Here is an 18658-nt window from a genome sequence, read left to right as displayed (position 1 = left end):
CCGTGCGGGTCACGGGCTGAGCCGGCGCGCCGTGCGGGTCACGGGCTGAGCCGGCGCGCCGTGCGGGTCACGGGCTGAGCCGGCGCGCCGTGCGGGTCACGGGCTGGCGGCCAGGAAGACGAAGGCGGCCATCAGCACCAGGTGCACGCCGCCCTGCAACACGTTGGCCCGGCCGGGCACCACGGTGAGGACGGCGGTCACGGCGGTGAGCGCGAGGAGGGCGAGCTGGGTGCCGCCGAGGCCGAGCAGCAGCGGGCCGTCCAGCCAGATCGAGGCGATCGCTATGGCCGGGATGGTCAGGCCGATGCTGGCCATCGCCGAGCCGAGCGCGAGGTTCAGGCTGATCTGCACGCGGTCGCGGCGGGCGGCGCGGGCGGCGGCCAGGGTCTCCGGCAGCAGCACGAGAAGGGCGATGATCACGCCGACGAACGCGTGCGGCAGGTTCGCCGCGGCCACACCGGCCTCGATGGTCGGCGAGACGGTCTTGGCGTCGCCGACCACCGCGACCAGCGCCACCAGCAGCAGCCCCAGGCTCATCAGCGCGGCGCGGGTGGTCGGCGGCTTGGCGTGCTCCTCCGCGTCTATCACCTGACCGCGGCTGTCGACCGGTAGGAAGTAGTCGCGGTGCCGGCCGGTCTGCACGAGCACGAACAGCCCGTAGAGCGCCAGCGAGGCGACGGCGGCGAAGGCAAGCTGGGCCGGGCTGAATTCCGGGCCGGGCCGGGCCGTGGTGAAGGTCGGGATGACCAGACTCAGGGTGGCCAGGGTGATCACGGTGGCCAGGGCCCCGCCGGTGCCCTCAGGGTTGAACACCGCGACGCGGCGGCGCAGCGCTCCCAGCAGTAGGGACAGGCCGAGTATCCCGTTACAGGTGATCATGACGGCGGCGAAGACGGTGTCCCGGGCGAGCGACTGGGTCTTCTCCGGGCCGCTGATCATCAGAGTGACGATGAGGGCGACCTCGATCACGGTGACCGCGACGGCGAGCACCAGCGACCCGTACGGCTCCCCCACCCGGTGGGCCACCACCTCCGCGTGGTGCACGGCCGCGAGCACGGCACCGCCCAGCAGCACCGCGACCACCACGATGACCGGGCCGGGCAGGCTCCGTCCCCAGGTGACGATCAATACCAGAACCGCGAGCACGGGTACGGCGAAGGTCCAGTCGGTCAGGCGGGAGCGAAGCAGGGCGGCCATGCCGTAAAGAGTGCCAGGCCAGGTGATCATGTGCCCACCATCGACGCACGGATCTGTGGTGTCGACGGTCCACAACCGGCAAACCCGTAACCTATAGGTTACGCTTTCGGGGTGGATGAGGTGGCCGTCGCGATTGCCGACCCGGTGCGGCGGCACATCCTGACCATGTTGCGCGCCGAACCCCTCTCCGCCGGCGACATCGCCCAGCGGTTCACGATCAGCCGGCCCGCCATCAGTCGCCACCTGCGGGTGCTGCGCGACAGCGGGCTGGTCCGTGACGATCTGGTCGGACGGCGAAGGATCTACCGGCTCGATCCGGGCCCGCTCGCCCCGCTGCTCGACTGGCTCACCGGGCTCACCACAGTCGACCGGTGGGGCCGGCACCTCGACGCGTTGGAGACCGAGGTCTATCGCACCCGCCGAGAGCGTCGCAGCCGCGGCCCGGCGGAGCACCGAAGGGAGCACACGGCATGATCCGCACACCCGCCGGACGCCTGTTTCAGACCGACACCGGCCACGATCTCGTCCTCACTCGAACCTTCCGCGCCCCGGCGGCGGACGTCTGGGCCAGCCTGACCGAACCGGAGCGTACGGCCCGCTGGTTCGGCCCGTGGGAGGGCGACGCCGGGCCCGGACGGACCATCCGGGTCCAGATGGCGTACGAGGAGCAGCAGCCCTGGTGCGAGATGCGCATCGACGCGTGCGAACCGCAGCAGCGCCTCGCCGTGTCGATGGTCGACGACTACGGCAGCTGGCTGCTGGAGCTGTCGCTGACCGAGACCGACGGCACCACCGAGCTGCGGTTCGTGCAGCACCTGAGCAGCGTGGAGGGCATCGCCGAGGTGGGCGCCGGTTGGGAGTACTACCTGGACCTGCTGGTGGCCTCCCGGGACGGCTCGCCCCGCCCGGAGTTCGACGACTACCACCCGGCCATGCAGCCCTACTACCAGGGGCTGGTCGCCTCGGCCGGCTAGGCGTCGAGCTCCCGCCGCAGCTTGGCGAACTCGGCGGTCAACGCCGGCAGGGGGAAGTGCGCGTTCAGGCCGCTGGGGTTCGGCAGCACCCAGACCCGGGCCGGGCCCAGCCGGTCCGGTCGCGGGCCCAGCCCGGCCTTCGGTCGGGCGAAGGCGATCCGGTACGCGGTCACCCCGAGGATGGCCACCCAGCGCGGCCGGTAGCGCTCGGCCTTCACCGCCAACCCAGTGACACCGGCCACCAGCTCCGCCGACGTCAGCTCGTCGGCGCGGGCGGTGGCCCGGTTGCTCAGGCTGGTGATGCCGAGGCCGTGGCGCAGCAGCTCGTCGTGTTCCCACGGGTGCAGCTGGCGGTCGGTGAAGCCGCCCCCGTGCAGGGCCGGCCAGAATCGGCTGCCCTTGCGGGCGAAGGGCAGCCCCACGGCGGCCGAGTAGAGGCCCGGGTTGTAGCCGCAGAACAGCACCCGCAGCCCGGGACCGATGATGTCCGGCAGACCCCGGCCGACCGCCGCCGCCACCTCCTGCGGGGTCGGCCGCCGCGCCGGCCCCGCACGCTCCGCGTCCACCGCACCGATCCTGCCGTACGCCGGGGTGTCGGACCCGGCGCACGGCGACGATCACGCCTTGACACCCTCAACGGATGCAGTCAACCGACCACCTCGCCGCCAGCCGTTACGCGCGGATGCGCTGGAACACTCCGCTCTCGCCGGAGCACGCCACGTTGCTGCTGCAACGACTCGACGTGCGCCCCGGCGCGCGTGTGCTCGACCTCGGCTGTGGCTGGGGTGAGCTGCTGCTGCGGGCGGTCACCGCCGGCGGTGTCTCCGGCCCGGTCGCGACGCGCGGCGTCGGCGTCGACAGCGACGAGGCCGCGCTCGCCCGAGGGCGACGGCTGGCCGCGGGGCGGTCGCTGAACCGGCACGTCGCCTTCGTGATGGGGGAAGCGGCGGCCTGGCAGGAGCCGGCCGACCGGGTTCTCTGCATCGGCTCGGCACACGCCTTCGGCGGCACCGAGGCCGCCCTCGACGCCCTCGCCGCAGTGGTCCGGCCCGGTGGGCGGTTGCTGTTCGGCGACGCGTTCTGGGAGCGGTCCCCCACGGCGGAGATCGCCGAGATCTTCGGCCCGGAGGTCCCGACCCTTCCCGGGCTGGTCGAGGCCGCCCGCCAGCGGGGCTGGCGGTTGCTGCACCTGAGCACCGCCGACCAGCGGGAATGGGACGACTTCGAATCCACCTGGCTCGCCGGCCGGCAGGAGTGGCTGCTGGCGTACCCGGAGGATCCCCGCGCGGCCGAGGTCCGCGCGGAGCTCGATGACCGGTTGCGCCAGTACGTCGGCGGCTACCGGGGTGTCCTCGGCCTGGGCTATCTCGTCCTCGGCCGCTGACCGTCCGCCCTTGACGCCGCTTACTACGCTGCGCGTGGTGAGCGCCGGATCCCGTCTCGCCCTGCCGTGGCGGATCCTCGTGGTGGCCACCGCCGCCGTGCTGGTGTGGCTGTTCCTGGGCGCCCTGCTCGGCCGTGACTACGACCGGCCCACCCATGCGGTCGGGGCGGTCCTCACCACAGCTGTCGTCGTACCCCTGGTGGTCGTCGCCCGTCGCGCCCTGGACCGACGGCCCTGGGCCGGCCTCGGGTTGCCGTCGCTGCGCGCCGGCTGGCGGCGTCTGGTGTTCGGCATGGCCTGCTGGCTCGTGCCCGCCGCGGCGGGTTTCGCGCTCTGCCTCGGTGTCGGCTGGGTCGAGATCAGTGTCCGGACGTCCGTCGGGGACGTGCTGCGGGTGGCGGCGCTGCTGGTCGTGCTGGTCTTCCTGAAGGAGGCGCTGCCGGAGGAGCTGATCTTCCGCGGGTACCTGCAACACAACCTCGCCACCCGGCTGCCCGCCGGGCAGGCCGTCCTCGGGCAAGCGGTGCTGTTCACAGTGTTCGGGTTCCTCGTCGGGGCGGCCAGATCCGTCGACCGACTGGCGCTCTTCTTCGTCTTCGCGCTGCTGCTGGGTGCCTTCCGCGCCGTCACCGGCGACATCTGGGCCGGCATCGGCCTGCACGTCGCGTTTCAGACGGTCGCTCAGCTGTTCGGTGACGTCGGGGCGGTCTTCGACGTGGTCGGCGCGGACGTCCTGGGCGTGGTGGCCATGGGGGCCATTCCGTTCTCGGTCAGCTGGTTGGTCCTGCGGCACCACTACCGGGACCACCTGAGCTGGCGCGCTCTCGCACCGGACCCGGTGCGCCAGAGCGGCTGAAGCTGAGCGTTTGGCCCACCGCACCGACCGGGGTGGGGAAGAGTGGCGGGCGAGAGCTGTCGTCGAGAAACGAGCGACGGCACGGCGTCGTGCGGAGGTTTTCGGATGAGCGACACGTCTTCGGCCCAGCCCGCCCGCAACGTGGTCCTGGTCCACGGCGCGTACGCCGACGGCTCGTCCTGGTCCGATGTCATTCCGCTGCTACAGCGGGCCGGGCTGACGGTCACCGCGGTCCAGAACCCGCTGACCTCCCTGGCCGACGACGTCGCGGCCACCAACCGCGCCCTCGACCGCCAGGACGGCCCGACGGTGCTGGTGGGCCACTCCTGGGCCGGCACGATCATCAGCGAGGCCGGTAACCACCCGAGGGTCACCGCCCTGGTGTACGTCGCTGCCCGCGCGCCGGACGCCGGCGAGGACTACGCCGCGCTCGCGGCGAAATACCCCACGCCGCCGGCGAATGCCGGCCTCGTGCACCACGACGGGTACGCGCAGCTCAGCGAGAGTGCCTTCCTGGCCGACTTCGCCGGTGGAATCGAGGAGAACCGCGCCCGCGCCCTGTACGCGGTGCAGGGCCCGATCGCCAAGGACCTCTTCCAGGGCCGCACGACAACGGCCGCCTGGCGGGACCGGCGGTGCTACTACTCGATCTCCACCCAGGACCGCACGACCGCGCCGGAGCTGGAGCGGTTCTTGGCCGATCGGATGAACGCGACGACCATCGAGGTCGAATCATCGCATCTGGCCATGGTCACCCACCCGGAGACGATCGCCGACCTCATTCTGATGGCGACCCGGCGCACCCGCAGCCCTGCGTAGGGCGGCAGAGGCTGGCCGCGCGACGGCCGGCCGACGTGGTGCTCAGGTCAGGCCGCACGCGGATCCGCAGTACGGGCAGAACGCGCGCTTGGCATTCGAGACGACCTCGATGTCGCACCGTGCGCAGTGGCCGTTCTCCCACAGGCCCTGGTCCATCCCGAGGTCCCCGTCGTAGTAGTCGCGGTCGGGCCAGGCGACCAGTTCGACGTTGAGGCCCGGTTCGACCTCGTCCTCGTAGTAGGTGACGCTGGCCAGAGTCAGCGCAGTTCGCATGCCGTACGCCTCCTCGGTGAAGTGCGGCAGGGCACGGCGCAGGACGTCGACCAGCTCGCGGACCGGCAGCGCCACGAGTTGCCCGGCGAGCCGTTCTCGATCTTCGTCGGTGGCCATGCCACCGACCATACGTCGCACCTCCACGCCGACGCCGGCCGTGCGCGGGCGTACTCGGGACCGAGCACGTGGGCTTGACGGGGCCTAGACATCGGAGGTTTACTGCGTCAACGATGCCAGTCGATGAATTCTGACCGTCCACTGTGGGTGGTTTGAGTCGTCGACTGGTTTCACCGCCCCACCCCTGCACCCCCACCACCCCGCACCACCTCAGCCGAGCATCGGCGGCCCGGCTTCCGCACCACCGCCATCGCGGCCTCCGGCCTGCCCGTGTGCACAGCCTGAGGTCGACGCTCAGCAGAGGAGCAAGACAATGCGTTCCCGTCCCCGCCTGTTGGCACTCGTCACCGGCCTGGCCGTCATGCTGGCCAGCCTGGTCGCCCTGCCGACCCCCGCCTCAGCGGCACCCCTGACCAAGGTCCTGCTGTTCAGCAAGACCGCCGGCTTCCGGCACTCGTCCATCCCCAACGGCATCGCCGCGATCCAGCAGCTCGGCTCGGCCAACGGATTCACAGTGACCTCGACCGAGGACGCCGCACAGTTCACCACCTCCAACCTGGCCCAGTACCAGGCGGTGGTCTTCATGTCGACCACCGGTGACGTCCTCAACGCCAGCCAGCAGAGCGCGTTCGAGTCGTACATCGCCGCCGGTGGTGGCTACGTCGGCGTGCACGCCGCGGCCGACACCGAGTACAGCTGGCCGTGGTACGGCTCGCTGGTCGGAGCGTGGTTCGACTCGCACCCGGCGATCCAGAACGCCACCGTGAAGATCGAGGACCAGACCAACCCGTCGACCGCCCACCTCGGCACCACCTGGGTCCGCTCCGACGAGTGGTACAACTACCGCACCAACCCCCGGTCCAGCGCACGGGTTCTGGCCAGCCTCGACGAGTCGTCCTACAGCGGCGGCAACATGGGCGGCGACCACCCCATCACCTGGTGCAAGGCGTACGGCGGCGGGCGTGCCTGGTACACGGGCCTCGGGCACACCGAGGCGTCGTACACCGACCCGAACTTCACCCGCATGCTGCTCGGTGGTCTCCAGGTCGCCGCGGGCTCCGTGACCGCCGACTGCTCGCCGCGCACGACGACCCCGCCGCCCACCGCCAGCGGTTCCACCCTGCGGGCCCGCGCCAACAACCAGTATGTGAGCGCGCCCAACGCCACCACCTCGCTGATCGCCAACAAGACCTCGGTCGGCACCACCGAGCGGTTCGACCTGGTCAACCTCGCCAACGGCAACGTGGCGCTGCGCGCCAAGGGCAACGGGCAGTTCGTCGCGGCCGAGAACGCCGGGGCCGCCGCGCTGATCGCCAACCGGGCCACCGCCGGCGCCTGGGAGACGTTCCAGCTGGTCCGCAACTCCGACGGCACTGTGAGCCTGCGGGCCACTGTGAACAACCGTTACGTCGCCGCCGACAACGCGGGCGCGTCCCCGCTGATCGCCAACCGGACCTCCATCGGTCAGTGGGAGAAGTTCGACCTGGTCACCACCAACTGACCTGGTCCCCCCGCACGTTCTCCACCACCCCACCTGGTCGTGGTGCGCCCCCGCGCGCCCGTCCCCCGGTCGTCGAGAAAGGACGATCATGCTCTCGTACCCCCGGCGCTGGCCCCGGGCGCTCTTCGCGGCGGTCCTCACCGTCGCGAGCGCGGCCCTCGCTGTGGCTGCACCGTCCACCGCCCAGGCGGCGGTCATCCCCGCCTCCGACTATCAGCAGGTCAAGCTCGCCACCGGTTCGGGCGAGCTGGGTGAGGCCATGTCCCTGGCCGTCCTGCCCAACCGCTCGGTGCTGCACACCGCCCGCAACGGCGTCCTGCGGGTGACCGACGTGGCCGGCAATACCAAGGTCTCCGGAACCCTGTCCGTCTACACCCACGACGAGGAGGGGTTGCAGGGCGTCGCCGTCGACCCCAACTTCGCCACCAACCGGTGGATCTACCTGTACTACTCCCCCACGCTGAGCACCCCGTCCGGGGACGCCCCGACCACCGGCTCGCAGTCTGACTGGGACCGGTGGAAGGGGCACCTGCGGCTGTCCCGGTTCACCCTCAACAGCGACGACACGCTCAACCTGGGCAGCGAGAAGATCGTGCTCCAGGTCGCCAACGACCGCGGGCAGTGCTGCCACGTCGGCGGTGACCTGGACTTCGACGCCGCCGGCAACCTGTACCTGACCACCGGCGACGACACCAACCCGTTCGAGTCGTCCGGCTACGCGCCACTCGACGAACGGACCAACCGCAACCCGCAGTTCGACGCCCAGCGCTCGGCGGGCAACACCAACGACCTGCGGGGCAAGGTGCTGCGGATCAAGCCGCAGGCGGACGGCACGTACACGATCCCGTCGGGCAACCTGTTCGCCCCCGGCACGTCGGGCACCCGCCCGGAGATCTACGCCATGGGCCTGCGCAACCCGTTCCGGATGAGCGTCGACAAGGCGACCGGCGTGGTCTACCTCGGTGACTACGGCCCCGATGCAGGCAGCACGAACTCCAGCCGGGGCCCCCAGGGTCAGGTCGAGTTCAACCGCATCGCGGCGCCCGGCAACTACGGCTGGCCGTACTGCACCGGCAGCAACACCAGCACGGAAACATACAATGAATACACCTTCCCGTCCGGGCCGTCGCAGTCCAAGTACAACTGCACGGGCGGGCCGACCAACAACTCGTTCCGCAACACCGGGCTCGGCACGTTGCCCGCGGCGAAGCCGGCCTGGATCAAGTACGCGGGCGACTCCGGTTCTCCGTCGGAGTTCGGCAGCGGCTCGGAGTCACCGATGGGTGGGCCGGTCTACCGGTACGACGCCTCGCTCAACTCCAGCATCAAGTTCCCGGCCTCGCTGAACGGTCAGTTCTTCGCCGGCGAGTACGGCCGCCGCTGGATCAAGGCCATCGCTGTCAACTCCGACGGCTCGCGCGGGGAGATCTCCAACTTCCCGTGGACCGGCACCCAGGTCATGGACATGGCCTTCGGCCCGGACGGCGCCCTGTACGTGCTGGACTACGGCACCGGCTCGAACAACCAGGCGCTCTTCCGGATCGAGTACATCGGTGGCGGCAACCGCAGCCCGATCGCGGTCGCCTCGGCGAACCCCACGTCGGGGGCCAACCCGCTGACTGTCAACTTCTCATCGGCCGGCAGCTCCGACCCCGAGGGCGGCGCGCTCAGCTACCTGTGGACCTTCGGTGACGGCACCACGTCGACGGCGGCCAACCCCACCAAGACGTACACCACCAACGGCTCGTACAGCCCCACCCTGAAGGTCACCGACCCGACCGGCCTGTCCGGCACGGCGAGCCTGATCGTCACGGTGGGCAACACCGCACCGACGGTGTCACTCACCGCGCCCACCGACGGGCAACTGTTCAGCTTCGGTGACACGGTGCCGTACCAGATCTCGGTGAGCGACCCGCAGGACGGCACGATCGACTGCACCAAGGTGAGCCTGACCTACGCGCTGGGCCACGACAGCCACGCCCACCAGATCACCTCGAAGACCGGGTGCAGCGGCACGATCACCGTCCCGACCGACGGCGAGCACGACGCGGCGGCCAACATCTACGGGGTCTTCGACGCCGCGTACACCGACAACGGTGGGCTCACCACGCACAGCATCAAGACGCTGCAACCCAAGCACCGCCAGGGTGAGCACTTCAGCGCCCAGTCCGGTGTCCAGGCCACCGACCACACCAACGCCGAGGGTGGCCGCACGGCCGGGTTCATCGAGAACAACGACTGGATCTCCTACCAGCCGTACAACCTGTCCAACGCGAACCGGTTCACCGCTCGGGTCTCCTCGGCCGGCGCCGGCGGCACCATCGAGGTTCGCGCCGGGTCGGCCACCGGCACCCTGCTGGGCACCGCCACGGTGCCGGTGACCGGTAGCTGGGAGACCTTCGTCGACGTCTCCACCGCCATCAGCAACCCGCCCGCCTCGACGACCACGCTGTACCTGGTGTTCAAGGGCGGCTCGGGCAACCTGTTCGACGTGGACGCGTTCACCTTCGCCACCGGCACCACCACCCCCAGCGGAGGGATCACGCTGCGGGCGCAGGTAAACAACCAGTACGTGTCGGCCGTCGGCACCAACCCGCTGATCGCCAACAAGGCCAGCGTCTCGACGACCGAGCAGTTCGACCGGGTGGACGCCGGCAACGGCAACATCGCCCTGCGGTCCCGCGCCAACGGGCTGTACGTCTGCGCCGACAATGCCGGCGCCAATCCGTTGATCGCGAACCGCACGACGATCGGGCCGTGGGAGACGTTCCAGATCATCAACAACTCCGACGGGACGATCGGTCTGCGGGCTCTGGCGAACAACCAGATCGTGGCCGCCGAGAACGCCGGAGCCGGATCACTGATCGCCAACCGGACGTCGGTCGGGTCCTGGGAGAGGTTCGTCCTGACCACCGGCTGACCAGCACGTCGTAGGGCCCGGCCTGGGCGGTGACCAGGCCGGGCCCTACTGCGTGAAGTAGGCGGCGCTCTGCGGGTCCGCCGGGTAGTAGGACTCCACAGCGATCTCCTCGATGGTGATGTCCATCGGGGTGCCGAACGTGGTGATGGTCGAGAACAGCCGCAGCTCGCGTCCACCGACCCGCAGGATCATCGGGATCACCACGTCGGCGTCGACCCGTTGGTCCGGCGGGTCGTCGGGCAGCGGGTTCAGCAGTTCGTCGTAGAGCGCCGCGAGTTCCGCGTCGGGAGCGGCGGCGAGCTGGCGCGAGATCCGGCTGCGGAACACCGCCCGCACGTCCGCCAGGTTGACGACCAGGGGGGCGAGCCCGCGCGGGTGCAGGCCCAGCCGAACCAGGTTCACCGGCGGCCGCAACAGGTCGGGCGCCGCGTACGCGAAGAACGGGTCGACCGCGCGGTTGGTCAGCACGATGTTCCACCGGCGGTCGAAGACCAGCGCCGGATACGGCTCGTGCGCCTGGAGCACCCTGCGGACCGCGTCGAGGGCACCCGACAGGGCGGCGTCGTCGAGCGGGCGCTGGGTGTACCGGGGCGCGAAGCCGGCGGCGAGCAACAGCTGGTTGCGATCACGCAGCGGCACGTGAAGCTGGTCGGCGAGCCGGAGGATCATGTCGGCGCTCGGCGTGGACTTGCCGGTCTCGACCAGGCTGACGTGCCGAGCCGAGACATCCGCGGCGATCGCCAGGTCGAGTTGGCTGAGCCCCCGGCGCTTGCGCCACTGCCGCAGGAGTTCCCCGACCGCGTACACGATCATGAGCCTACTCATCGTCGCCCGCAACGCCATGAAGTGCGATGTCATCGACAAGCGCATGAGGCCGGGGAAACACTTGCGGCCATGACCACCGAGAACAAGAGCATCGTCGGACGTGCGTTGGCGGGACTGGTCGACACCGGCGACGTCGACACGCTCGCCTCGTACCTGAGCGAGGACTTCACCCATCACCGGTCGGATTCGACGACCTCGACCAGGGCGCAGTGGCTCGCCGCGGTCCGCGCCGCGCTGGGCCCGACCGCCGGCATGCGGGTCGACATCCTGCACCTCCTGGCCGACGGTGACCACGTCGTGGTGCACTCTCGGCGCCGACTCCCCGGTGCGGGGCCGGAGATCGTGGTGGTCGACGTCCTGCGGATCGCCGACGGGTTCATCGCTGAGGTGTGGGAAGTCATCGAACCGGCCAGCCAGGCGGCCGCCAACGGCGCGTGGTGGGACGCGGACGCCTAGGGCGGGTGTCAGAGCCTCGGTCGAGCCTGGGCCCGTCGCAGGCCGGCCAGGGGCTCTGACACACGCCCTAGATCGGGAAGCGGCCGTGGCGCCAGTGCCAGTGACCGCCGGCCCGCAGGTGGTCGATGATCGCGCGCTGGAGCGCGGTGCGTCGCGGCAACTCGTCGAGCGGCGTGATCAGGGTGCGGAACCCGAAGCGCAGCACCTCGATGTCGGCGTCCGGTCCCGCCGACTCGTCGTAGGGCTCCAGCTCGAACCGGCGCTGGAACCGCACGATGTTGGAATCCTCGGGGAGGTATTCCCGCAGCTGCGGGTCGAGCAGCCACGAGGCGCAGGAGAACGCGGTGTAGCGCTCGTCGGGGAAATGCCGGGGGAAGAACGCGCGGGCCTCGCCGAGGGACGCCTCGACCGCCTCCGTGGTCAACGGCCCCGAATCGGGGACGTGCAGGCCGATGGCGCCGTCGCCACGCTGGTGCTGTAGCCGGCCCAGCTCGTAGACGCTGCCGCGCGAGTGGAGCGTCAGCCAGCTCTGCATGACCGGCCACCCCTCGCCGCGCATCCGTCGGTCGATGGCGAGGTTGCGGCCCAGGTCAGCCACTGTCACCCAGGTCACGGCATCGGGGATGCCGTGGTCGCTGTGGTACCCGCGCACCACGTCGACCAGGGCCAGGTACGCGTACACGTAGAGATGGCGCCAGGCAGGCCCGCGCTCTCGCGGCAGCTCCGGGCCGGGCGACAGCCAGTCGTAGCCCGCGAGGTCGGCGCGGACCAGGGCGATCGAGCGGTCGAGCAGCCAGCGCAGCTCCGGCGTCCACAGCGGAGAGTCGGGGTCAGGCCAGCCCGCGATGATCTCGGCGGCGTCGTCCGGCCGCACGGCGAGCCGGTCGAGGAGCGCGGGCGCGTCGGCCTTGGCTGGCAACGGAGCTGACGGCCCGTCACCGGCGAGCCGGTGCACGCGGTCGACCTCCTCGACGGGCACCCCGAGTCGGGCCGCGATGGTGTCCAGATCCACGCCGACGACAGTACCGGCCGGTGGGCTTCTCAGGAGTCCGCCGGCACCCCGGCGTCGAGCTGCCCGATCATCGGCGCGAGAAGGTCGTTGAGCTCCCGGGCCAGCACCGCCACGGCGCGGCGCGCCGCCACGGCGACCTCGTCGTCCGGACCGTCGGGCGTCGGCGGCAGGTCGTCGAGCGGGACCGGCGCCTCCACCTGAAGCAGCGCGCGCAGATGCGGACGTCGCGTCTGGTCCTGCTCGGTGGGTGTGGTGAACTGGCCGAACAGTTGGGGCCAGTCCTGCCAACCACGGTCGCGCTGCCACTGCTTCGTCCAGGTCAACTCGGCCGGCCAGCGGGAGGCCATAGTCACCGCGCAGACCAGGCTGCCGTCCCACGGGCTGCGCGCGCAGGTCGCCGAGATGATCCGCCGGTGCCAGCGCACGAAGCCCGGCGACAGCTCGGTGGCAAGCCGCCAGGCGGTCACCGCGAACGCCACGGGCGCGAAGTCACCCCAGGTGTCGGCGAACTCGTCGATCCGACGAAACACCTCGGCCTCGTACCGGCCGCGCCCGTCGGTGCCGTGTTCACGGTCGAACTGCTCGTCCAGCCAGAAGGCGCGCGGTTCCGGCATCCTCAACCCCGTTTCACAGCGATGGTGGTGCGTACCTCGAACCTATGCGAATGTCGGGGTCGCGGACGCCATCCTCGCCCGTTGCCAACCTGCGCGCCGCCGAGGTGGCGGCAACCCGCTCAGCCCGCTCAGCCGACGAATACGCAGAAGGGGTGCCCAGCCAGGTCGGCGTACACGCGCAGAGGCTCGTCCGGGTCGTCGATGCGGTCGTACAACAGCCGGCCGCCGAGGCGCAGCACGCGCTCATGCTGGACCAGCAACTCCTCGACGGACTCCACGGTCAGGTCCAGGTGCAGCTGCTGGGGCACGGTGTTCGCCGGCCACGTCGCCTCCGGCAGATGCTCCACCTGCTGAAACGCGATCTGGGGTCCGCCGCCGGGCGACCGCAGCACCAGCCAGTCACGGCCGCGTTCGTCGGCCTCGCCGGCCGCTGGCGGTTCGTCACCGGGCCGGTAGACGAAGCCCAGTAGCTGTCGATAGAACTCCGCCAGCGCCCGCGCGTCGGTGCAGTCGAGCACCACCGAACACAGCTTGGGCACGCTCTCCTGGTCGACCATGGTTGATCACCTCCGGGTGCCATTCTGGTCGAATCGCGGCGCAGCCGCTTGACAAAGGCCTGCCTCCAGAGTGGACGATGCACCGTGCGAATTCTTGTGGTGGGTGGCAGCGGCCTGATCGGCGCTCACGTCGTGGACGTGCTCCGGGAACGTGGCCACGCCGCGACCACTGTGGCGCGTACCGCCCAGCCGGGCGTCGACCATCTGCTCGATGTCGGGTCCGCCTCGATCGAGGAGCTGCGGCCGTTGCTCGCCGGTCACGACGGCGTCGTGTACGCCACCCGCACCGAGGAGCAACGACCGCTGCCCAAGCCGATCTATCCCGAGTTCCGCCGCGACAACGTCGACCCGGTGGTACGCCTGTTCACCGCCGCCCGCCTCGAAGGTCTCACCCGGGGCGTCGTGATGGGCTCCTACTACACCTACTTCGACCGGCTACACCCGCAGTGGCGCCTCGCCGAGCGGCACACGTACATCCGGTGCCGCCTGGAGCAGGCCCGCGAGGGTCGGGCGGCTGCCGGCGAGGGTCTGCCGGTCGCCGTACTCGAACTGCCCTTCGTCTTCGGTCGGGCGGGCGACCGACTGCCCAACTGGGCCGGTCCGCTGGACCGGTGGGCCCGCTCGCGTACGCCGCTGGTCGCCCCGACCGGCGGCAGCGCCGCAGCGTCCGCCGGCAGCGTGGCCGAAGTCGCTGTCGACGCCCTCGAGCAGGCCAGCGGCGCGGACATCCCGGTCGCCGACGAGAACCTCACCTGGCACGACATGATCGGGCGCATCGCCGAGGCGGTGGGCCGACCCCGCCGGGTCAGCCGCCTACCGGCCGGCGCGGCGCGGGCCGCGCTGCGACTCGGCGGCGCGGCGCAGGCCCTCGGCCGCAAGGAGTCGGGGGTGAACCCCAGCTACCTGGCCGACCTCCTGCTCGCCGATCTGTTCATCGAACCGACGAGCGGTCGACCGCTGGACCCGGCCCTACGCGAAACCTTCCCGAGCCGCGCCGCCTGACCCCCCTTGGCGTCGATCGTCAGGTTGTGGAGTCTGCCGGGCGGCGATCTCGACGAACTCGTGCACCAGAGGTGACCGGTTGTCCTCGGCCCAGGCCAGGCACACCTGGTTGTGGCCGAGGTCGGTGACGGGTACGTGGCTGACGTCGGGTCTCGTGTAGAACGTCGCCGTCGACAGCGGCAGGATCACCATCCCGGCGTACGCAGCGACATGCTCCAGTTTCTCCTCCACGGAGTTCAGCTCGGGCCGAGGGCGGAGACCGGGCTCCGCCGGGCGGTTCGGTAGGTCCCGCCACTCCGGCACCGCGTCCGGGTCCTGCAAGAGCCGTTCCTCGACCAACTCGGCGAGGTCGATCGACTCCTTGCCGGCCAGGCGGTGATCGGTGGGCAGGACGACGACGCGGGGTTCGGTGAACAGGGGGCGCAGGCGCAGGCCGCGCTGGTCCACCGGGAGCCGCACGTAGCTGACGTCCGCGCGCCCCTCGCGGACGATTTCGGCCTGGTCGTCCCAGGAAGTACGGACCACGTTGACGGCCAGGTCGGGGTGCCGCTGGCCGATGGCACGGGCCTCGGCGGTGACGAGAACGCCGGGCATGAACGCGATGGTGAACGTCGGCCTGCCGTGGGCGGCCCGTTGCACCCGCCGTCGCAGGGCATCGGCCGAGGCGAGCAGCGGACGGGCGTCGGTCAGCAGCTGGCGGCCGGCGTCGGTGAGCACGGTGGAGCGGCGGTCCCGGACGAAGAGCTCGGCGCGCAGTTCGTGCTCGAAGGCCCGGATCTGGCGCGACAGGACCGGCTGGGCGATGTGCAGCCGCGCGGCGGCCCGGCCGAAGTGCAACTCCTCCGCGACCGCCACGAAGTAGCGGAGCTTGCGCAGATCGACGTCCACCCTGCTCCCATCCGTTTCCGCTCCGGGCGGTTCCACGATACCCGTCAGGTATGACTGGGGTGATGCTCAATGGGCATCACAGGAGGTGAAAGAGGTCTTGGACGCGGGCCTCCAGGGCGGAGCACGGTGGTAACCGTTCCCACCACTCGATCCGGAAGGACACGATCATGACCCTCATCGACCAGCGCGTCGTCGTACTCGGCGGAACCTCGGGAATCGGCCTCGCCACCGCCGCCCGTGCCGCCCGCGAGGGCGCCCAGGTCGTGGTCGCCTCCAGCAGTCAGCGCAGCGTGGACCGCGCCCTGACGACCCTGCCGACCACCACTCAGGGGTACGTCGCCAACCTCACCAACCCCGACGCCGTGTCCCGTCTGTTCCAGGATGTCGGGTCGTTTGACCACCTCGTCTACACCGCCGGCGAACCCCTCGCCCTGATGTCCGTCGACGCCCTCGACCTCGCCGCCGCCCGCACCGCCTTCGACCTGCGGTACTTCGGCTCCCTGTCGGCGGTCAACGCGGCATTGCCGTACCTGCGCCCCGGTGGGTCGATCACCCTCACCACCGGCACCGCCAACCACCGGCCCAGCGCCGGCTGGTCCGTCGCGGCCAGCATCACCGGGGCGATCGACGCGCTGGTCCGCGCGCTCGCCGTCGAACTCGCCCCGATCCGGGTCAACGCCGTCTCGGCCGGCGTGATCCGCTCACCGCTCTGGGACTCACTGCCTACCGAAACCCGAGAGCAGATGTACGCGCAGCTCAGCGAGTCGCTTCCGCTCGGACGGGTGGGCGAGCCCGAGGAGGTCGCCGAGGCGTTCGTCTACCTCCTGCGGGCGACCTACGCCACCGGCACCGTGGTGACCGTTGACGGCGGCACACTGATCTCCTGAACCCGTCTGCTCCTGTGCGCTGCGCGCTCGGTCTGCGCACTCCAAGATCCGCGCTACTTCAGGGATGTGGTGGTCTCCGCCGCCCGCGAGGCCCCTATATCCCTGAAGTTGCGGGTGGACTGAACTGCGGCGGCCGTCAGCGGAGCTGTTCGGCCAGCCCGACGATGATGCCCTCTGGGCCGCGGACGTAGCAGAGCCGGTAGACGTTTTCGTACCGCTCCACCTCCCCGACGAGCTTGGCGCCGTGGCCGCGCAACCGGGTGATCACGTCATCGATGTCGTCGACGGCGAACATGATCCGCCGAATGCCCAGCGTGTTCGCCGGCGCGTTCTTCGGTTCCGCGCTGATCGCCGTCGGTCGGTGGAACATCGCCAGCTCGACCTTGCCGTGGCCGTCCGCGGTCCGCAGCATCGCGACCTCCTGCCGGACGTCGTCGATCCCGATCACACGCTCCACCCACCGCCCCTCGACCGGCCCCCGCCCCTCCAACTCCATGCCGAGTTCGACGAAGAACGCGATGACCGCGTCGAGGTCCTCGACAACGATGAGGACGTTGTCCATCCGCTGGATCGCCATGCTGGATCTCCCTGCTCTGGTGCGCTCACAGTGACCGCATCCTCCCCGAGGACGAAGCCACCCGACCGCTTTCGACATCCAGAGCTTCGCGTGGCGGCCCCGCTAGCCGTCGGCGAACCTCAAGCGAGGGGCGTTCAGCTGTCCGGCGTCCCGAGGATCAGGGTGAGACCTTCCTCAGCCGCCAGCACCGCACCGCCGAACTCCACCTGCGCAGCGGCCACTGCCGCTGCCCGGTCGTTGCCGGGCCAAAAATGGGTGAGCATCAGGCGGCGGGCACCCGCCCGGCGAGCCCACAGACCGGCCTCGGTGGAGGTCATGAGGTTACGGGTGGGACGGCTGGCCTCGCCCTCGTAGTCCGTCGCTTCGACGATGAACAGGTCGGCGCCACGGCCCAGCTCGGCCAACGCGGGAGCCGGCCCCGTGTCCCCGGAGTAGGACACGACGATTCCGTCGGCCTGAAGCCGGATGCCGGCATTGGGCACGAAGTGCGGCAGAGACTGCCCGGTCAGGTCGAACGGCCCGACCCGGTAGCTGCCGGGCAGTGGGTGCAGATCGAATACCGAGTGCAGGTCGACATCGGGCTCCAACCCACTGAGCCGGTCCAGCACGCCGGGCGGGCAGAACAACGGCAGCCGTGGTCCCCCGGGCTGACCGTAGAACCGCATCCTGAACAGACCGTGCAGGTCGACGCAGTGATCCGGGTGCTCATGGGTGATGACGACGGCATCCAGCGCACCATCAGGCCAGTGCCTGAGCAACCGCGGCAGCGTTGCGTAGCCCAGGTCAAGCACCAAGCGGTAGCCGTCCCAGTCCACGGCGAAGCCGCTACAGGCACGGCCTGGCTCGGGAAAGGCACCAGAACTGCCAAGCACTGTGACCTGTCGCATCCGCACAGCGTGCCAGAGTCGCCAAGTCTCGATTCAGCATGACGGCTCGCGTCGATCGAGACCCAGACGCACGGACGGCCGCCAGCGCCGGGTTGCGGCAAAATGCGTGCATGCCCAGCGGACCCACAATGGATGACCTGTACCCCGAGGTGGTAGCCGCAGGCCGCCTTGCCACCTCCCTCGACGCCGTCGCCGCTGATCATGGTCTCTCACTCGGATCGGCTCGAACGTCGGAATGGTCCTCCCCCCTGACGTGGGCGAGTGTCCCGAGTGGATCTTCGGTTCGTGACGATCTCACGGTTAGTGCGAGCACCGATGAACGCCGCTTCAGCATCGAAGGCTGGGGGCAGGGAATCCAGTTGATCGCTGGCACCACCAACGACCTCGTCGAGGTCGTCCGAGCGGCGCACAACTGGCGTTCCGGCATGCCATTGCACGGCATCAGGCGCTCGGTGCCATTTGTCACGCTGACTCGTCGAGGCGAAGTCGTCGAGCTGGGCCCGGCGCGAGTGGTAGCGGCGGAATGGCAGTGGCTAAGACAAAGGACCGATGAGACCGATCGGCCGAGCCACCGGGCGCTGATCGAGGCAGCCTACGACGAGCCGAGGCTACGGCAGCTGTACCCGTACATGAGTCACTCCGTCCTGAACTTCTCCACCACCACGGGATATCCGTTCTCACCCAGCCCGGTCAGCCTCGGTGCGCTTGGTTCGCACTCGAACTTCCGGGTCTGGCGACGTGGTGAGGTACTCGGCGAGACCGCCACCGCCGCAGAGGCCGTGGCGTTGGCGGTCTCGCACTTTCCGGCCGACCTCGGCCCGGCTGTCGCTGGCAGATACGAGGCGTAGTCCCGCACGGCCGTGCGACCTCGCCGTTGTCTGCCAATCAGAGTGACGGTCGACAGGCGCTCCC

21 protein-coding genes are annotated in these 18658 nt (G+C 70.3%); 11 read left to right on the top strand and 10 right to left on the bottom strand.

The window, feature by feature from the left end; all coding sequences use genetic code 11:
• Nucleotides 1-96: 96 nt before the first annotated feature.
• The gene (locus tag GUI43_RS28690) at nt 97-1197 is read right to left on the bottom strand and encodes a calcium:cation antiporter (RefSeq protein WP_112587351.1); all 1101 of its coding nucleotides are present in this window, start codon (nt 1195-1197) and stop codon (nt 97-99) included.
• Between the two features lie 111 nt (nt 1198-1308).
• On the opposite strand from GUI43_RS28690, the gene GUI43_RS28685 reads away from it, so the two are divergent.
• Together GUI43_RS28685 and GUI43_RS28680 are read left to right on the top strand one after the other, a co-directional pair.
• The gene (locus GUI43_RS28685) at nt 1309-1671 is read left to right on the top strand and encodes an ArsR/SmtB family transcription factor (RefSeq protein ID WP_112587353.1); all 363 of its coding nucleotides are present in this window, start codon (nt 1309-1311) and stop codon (nt 1669-1671) included.
• Nucleotides 1668-2171: an SRPBCC family protein gene (locus tag GUI43_RS28680; RefSeq protein ID WP_112700198.1), complete on the top strand. Its 504-nt coding sequence runs from the start codon at nt 1668-1670 to the stop codon at nt 2169-2171. The genes GUI43_RS28685 and GUI43_RS28680 overlap by 4 nt, the downstream gene beginning before the upstream one ends.
• On the opposite strand, the gene mug is transcribed toward GUI43_RS28680, so the two are convergent.
• Entirely contained in the window at nt 2168-2737 is a 570-nt protein-coding gene (gene mug, locus GUI43_RS28675) for a G/U mismatch-specific DNA glycosylase (protein ID WP_112700197.1), read from the bottom strand. The two genes, GUI43_RS28680 and mug, sit on opposite strands and share 4 nt — an antisense overlap.
• Nucleotides 2738-2811: 74 nt before the next feature.
• Here mug and GUI43_RS28670 point away from each other — a divergent pair, with 74 nt between their 5' ends.
• From GUI43_RS28670 to GUI43_RS28660, 3 genes are all read left to right on the top strand, one after another.
• On the top strand, nt 2812-3555 hold the full coding sequence (locus GUI43_RS28670; RefSeq protein WP_112700196.1) for an SAM-dependent methyltransferase: 744 nt from the start codon (nt 2812-2814) through the stop codon (nt 3553-3555).
• Nucleotides 3556-3592: 37 nt separating this feature from the next.
• On the top strand, nt 3593-4411 hold the full coding sequence (locus tag GUI43_RS28665) for a CPBP family intramembrane glutamic endopeptidase (RefSeq protein ID WP_170158796.1): 819 nt from the start codon (nt 3593-3595) through the stop codon (nt 4409-4411).
• A gap of 105 nt (nt 4412-4516) precedes the next feature.
• A complete protein-coding gene (locus tag GUI43_RS28660; protein ID WP_112700194.1) occupies nt 4517-5230 on the top strand; it encodes an alpha/beta fold hydrolase in 714 nt (237 codons plus the stop codon).
• 42 nt (nt 5231-5272) lie between these two features.
• Here GUI43_RS28660 and GUI43_RS28655 read toward each other — a convergent pair whose 3' ends face one another.
• Nucleotides 5273-5620, bottom strand: a complete 348-nt coding sequence (locus tag GUI43_RS28655; RefSeq protein ID WP_146765968.1) for a hypothetical protein — start codon at nt 5618-5620, stop codon at nt 5273-5275.
• A gap of 361 nt (nt 5621-5981) precedes the next feature.
• Between GUI43_RS28655 and GUI43_RS28650 the strand changes: the two genes are divergently transcribed.
• Both GUI43_RS28650 and GUI43_RS28645 read left to right on the top strand, forming a co-directional pair.
• Nucleotides 5982-7121, top strand: a complete 1140-nt coding sequence (locus GUI43_RS28650) for a ThuA domain-containing protein (RefSeq protein WP_249037873.1) — start codon at nt 5982-5984, stop codon at nt 7119-7121.
• A gap of 88 nt (nt 7122-7209) precedes the next feature.
• A complete protein-coding gene (locus tag GUI43_RS28645) occupies nt 7210-10041 on the top strand; it encodes a PQQ-dependent sugar dehydrogenase (protein WP_112700191.1) in 2832 nt (943 codons plus the stop codon).
• A 45-nt stretch (nt 10042-10086) separates the two neighbouring features.
• On the opposite strand, the gene GUI43_RS28640 is transcribed toward GUI43_RS28645, so the two are convergent.
• Nucleotides 10087-10899 (bottom strand): helix-turn-helix domain-containing protein, encoded by an 813-nt coding sequence (locus tag GUI43_RS28640; protein ID WP_249037872.1) that lies wholly within the window; start codon nt 10897-10899, stop codon nt 10087-10089.
• Nucleotides 10900-10935: 36 nt separating this feature from the next.
• Between GUI43_RS28640 and GUI43_RS28635 the strand changes: the two genes are divergently transcribed.
• The gene (locus GUI43_RS28635; RefSeq protein ID WP_112700190.1) at nt 10936-11322 is read left to right on the top strand and encodes a nuclear transport factor 2 family protein; all 387 of its coding nucleotides are present in this window, start codon (nt 10936-10938) and stop codon (nt 11320-11322) included.
• Nucleotides 11323-11389: 67 nt separating this feature from the next.
• Here GUI43_RS28635 and GUI43_RS28630 read toward each other — a convergent pair whose 3' ends face one another.
• The 3 genes from GUI43_RS28630 to GUI43_RS28620 all read right to left on the bottom strand — a co-directional run bounded on the left by GUI43_RS28630 (nt 11390) and on the right by GUI43_RS28620 (nt 13505).
• Complete coding sequence (locus GUI43_RS28630) at nt 11390-12334, bottom strand: acyltransferase domain-containing protein (RefSeq protein ID WP_112700189.1); 945 nt, start codon at nt 12332-12334, stop codon at nt 11390-11392.
• 29 nt (nt 12335-12363) lie between these two features.
• Nucleotides 12364-12948 (bottom strand): hypothetical protein, encoded by a 585-nt coding sequence (locus tag GUI43_RS28625; protein ID WP_244220613.1) that lies wholly within the window; start codon nt 12946-12948, stop codon nt 12364-12366.
• A 128-nt stretch (nt 12949-13076) separates the two neighbouring features.
• Complete coding sequence (locus tag GUI43_RS28620) at nt 13077-13505, bottom strand: VOC family protein (protein WP_112700187.1); 429 nt, start codon at nt 13503-13505, stop codon at nt 13077-13079.
• 84 nt (nt 13506-13589) lie between these two features.
• Here GUI43_RS28620 and GUI43_RS28615 point away from each other — a divergent pair, with 84 nt between their 5' ends.
• On the top strand, nt 13590-14507 hold the full coding sequence (locus tag GUI43_RS28615; protein ID WP_112700186.1) for an NAD-dependent epimerase/dehydratase family protein: 918 nt from the start codon (nt 13590-13592) through the stop codon (nt 14505-14507).
• On the opposite strand, the gene GUI43_RS28610 is transcribed toward GUI43_RS28615, so the two are convergent.
• The gene (locus GUI43_RS28610) at nt 14475-15395 is read right to left on the bottom strand and encodes a LysR family transcriptional regulator (protein WP_112700185.1); all 921 of its coding nucleotides are present in this window, start codon (nt 15393-15395) and stop codon (nt 14475-14477) included. The genes GUI43_RS28615 and GUI43_RS28610 overlap by 33 nt on opposite strands.
• Nucleotides 15396-15562: 167 nt before the next feature.
• On the opposite strand from GUI43_RS28610, the gene GUI43_RS28605 reads away from it, so the two are divergent.
• Nucleotides 15563-16282: an SDR family oxidoreductase gene (locus GUI43_RS28605; protein WP_112587383.1), complete on the top strand. Its 720-nt coding sequence runs from the start codon at nt 15563-15565 to the stop codon at nt 16280-16282.
• A gap of 136 nt (nt 16283-16418) precedes the next feature.
• On the opposite strand, the gene GUI43_RS28600 is transcribed toward GUI43_RS28605, so the two are convergent.
• Both GUI43_RS28600 and GUI43_RS28595 read right to left on the bottom strand, forming a co-directional pair.
• Nucleotides 16419-16859, bottom strand: a complete 441-nt coding sequence (locus GUI43_RS28600) for a VOC family protein (RefSeq protein WP_112700184.1) — start codon at nt 16857-16859, stop codon at nt 16419-16421.
• 134 nt (nt 16860-16993) lie between these two features.
• Nucleotides 16994-17746 carry an MBL fold metallo-hydrolase gene (locus GUI43_RS28595; RefSeq protein ID WP_112700183.1) on the bottom strand — a complete coding sequence of 251 codons (753 nt, stop codon included), beginning with the start codon at nt 17744-17746 and terminating at the stop codon, nt 16994-16996.
• 128 nt (nt 17747-17874) lie between these two features.
• Here GUI43_RS28595 and GUI43_RS28590 point away from each other — a divergent pair, with 128 nt between their 5' ends.
• Entirely contained in the window at nt 17875-18594 is a 720-nt protein-coding gene (locus GUI43_RS28590; RefSeq protein ID WP_146765967.1) for a DUF6193 family natural product biosynthesis protein, read from the top strand.
• The last annotated feature ends 64 nt before the right edge of the window (nt 18595-18658 follow it).

Source organism: Micromonospora noduli, from assembly GCF_003264365.1.
Classification (GTDB): Bacteria; Actinomycetota; Actinomycetes; order Mycobacteriales; family Micromonosporaceae; genus Micromonospora; species Micromonospora noduli.
Note: the sequence above shows the minus strand (reverse complement) of the source record. Positions and strands in the feature narration are given on the sequence as shown.

Coding starts and splice junctions, on each gene's coding strand:
- GUI43_RS28690 (WP_112587351.1), bottom strand. CDS start 1,197: ATGGCCGCCCTGCTTCGCTCCCGCCTGACCGACTGGACCTTCGCCGTA.
- GUI43_RS28680 (WP_112700198.1), top strand. CDS start 1,668: ATGATCCGCACACCCGCCGGACGCCTGTTTCAGACCGACACCGGCCAC.
- GUI43_RS28670 (WP_112700196.1), top strand. CDS start 2,812: ATGCAGTCAACCGACCACCTCGCCGCCAGCCGTTACGCGCGGATGCGC.
- GUI43_RS28660 (WP_112700194.1), top strand. CDS start 4,517: ATGAGCGACACGTCTTCGGCCCAGCCCGCCCGCAACGTGGTCCTGGTC.
- GUI43_RS28655 (WP_146765968.1), bottom strand. CDS start 5,620: ATGGCCACCGACGAAGATCGAGAACGGCTCGCCGGGCAACTCGTGGCG.
- GUI43_RS28650 (WP_249037873.1), top strand. CDS start 5,982: ATGCTGGCCAGCCTGGTCGCCCTGCCGACCCCCGCCTCAGCGGCACCC.
- GUI43_RS28645 (WP_112700191.1), top strand. CDS start 7,210: ATGCTCTCGTACCCCCGGCGCTGGCCCCGGGCGCTCTTCGCGGCGGTC.
- GUI43_RS28640 (WP_249037872.1), bottom strand. CDS start 10,899: ATGACATCGCACTTCATGGCGTTGCGGGCGACGATGAGTAGGCTCATG.
- GUI43_RS28635 (WP_112700190.1), top strand. CDS start 10,936: ATGACCACCGAGAACAAGAGCATCGTCGGACGTGCGTTGGCGGGACTG.
- GUI43_RS28625 (WP_244220613.1), bottom strand. CDS start 12,948: ATGCCGGAACCGCGCGCCTTCTGGCTGGACGAGCAGTTCGACCGTGAA.
- GUI43_RS28620 (WP_112700187.1), bottom strand. CDS start 13,505: ATGGTCGACCAGGAGAGCGTGCCCAAGCTGTGTTCGGTGGTGCTCGAC.
- GUI43_RS28605 (WP_112587383.1), top strand. CDS start 15,563: ATGACCCTCATCGACCAGCGCGTCGTCGTACTCGGCGGAACCTCGGGA.
- GUI43_RS28600 (WP_112700184.1), bottom strand. CDS start 16,859: ATGGCGATCCAGCGGATGGACAACGTCCTCATCGTTGTCGAGGACCTC.
- GUI43_RS28595 (WP_112700183.1), bottom strand. CDS start 17,746: ATGCGACAGGTCACAGTGCTTGGCAGTTCTGGTGCCTTTCCCGAGCCA.
- GUI43_RS28590 (WP_146765967.1), top strand. CDS start 17,875: ATGGATGACCTGTACCCCGAGGTGGTAGCCGCAGGCCGCCTTGCCACC.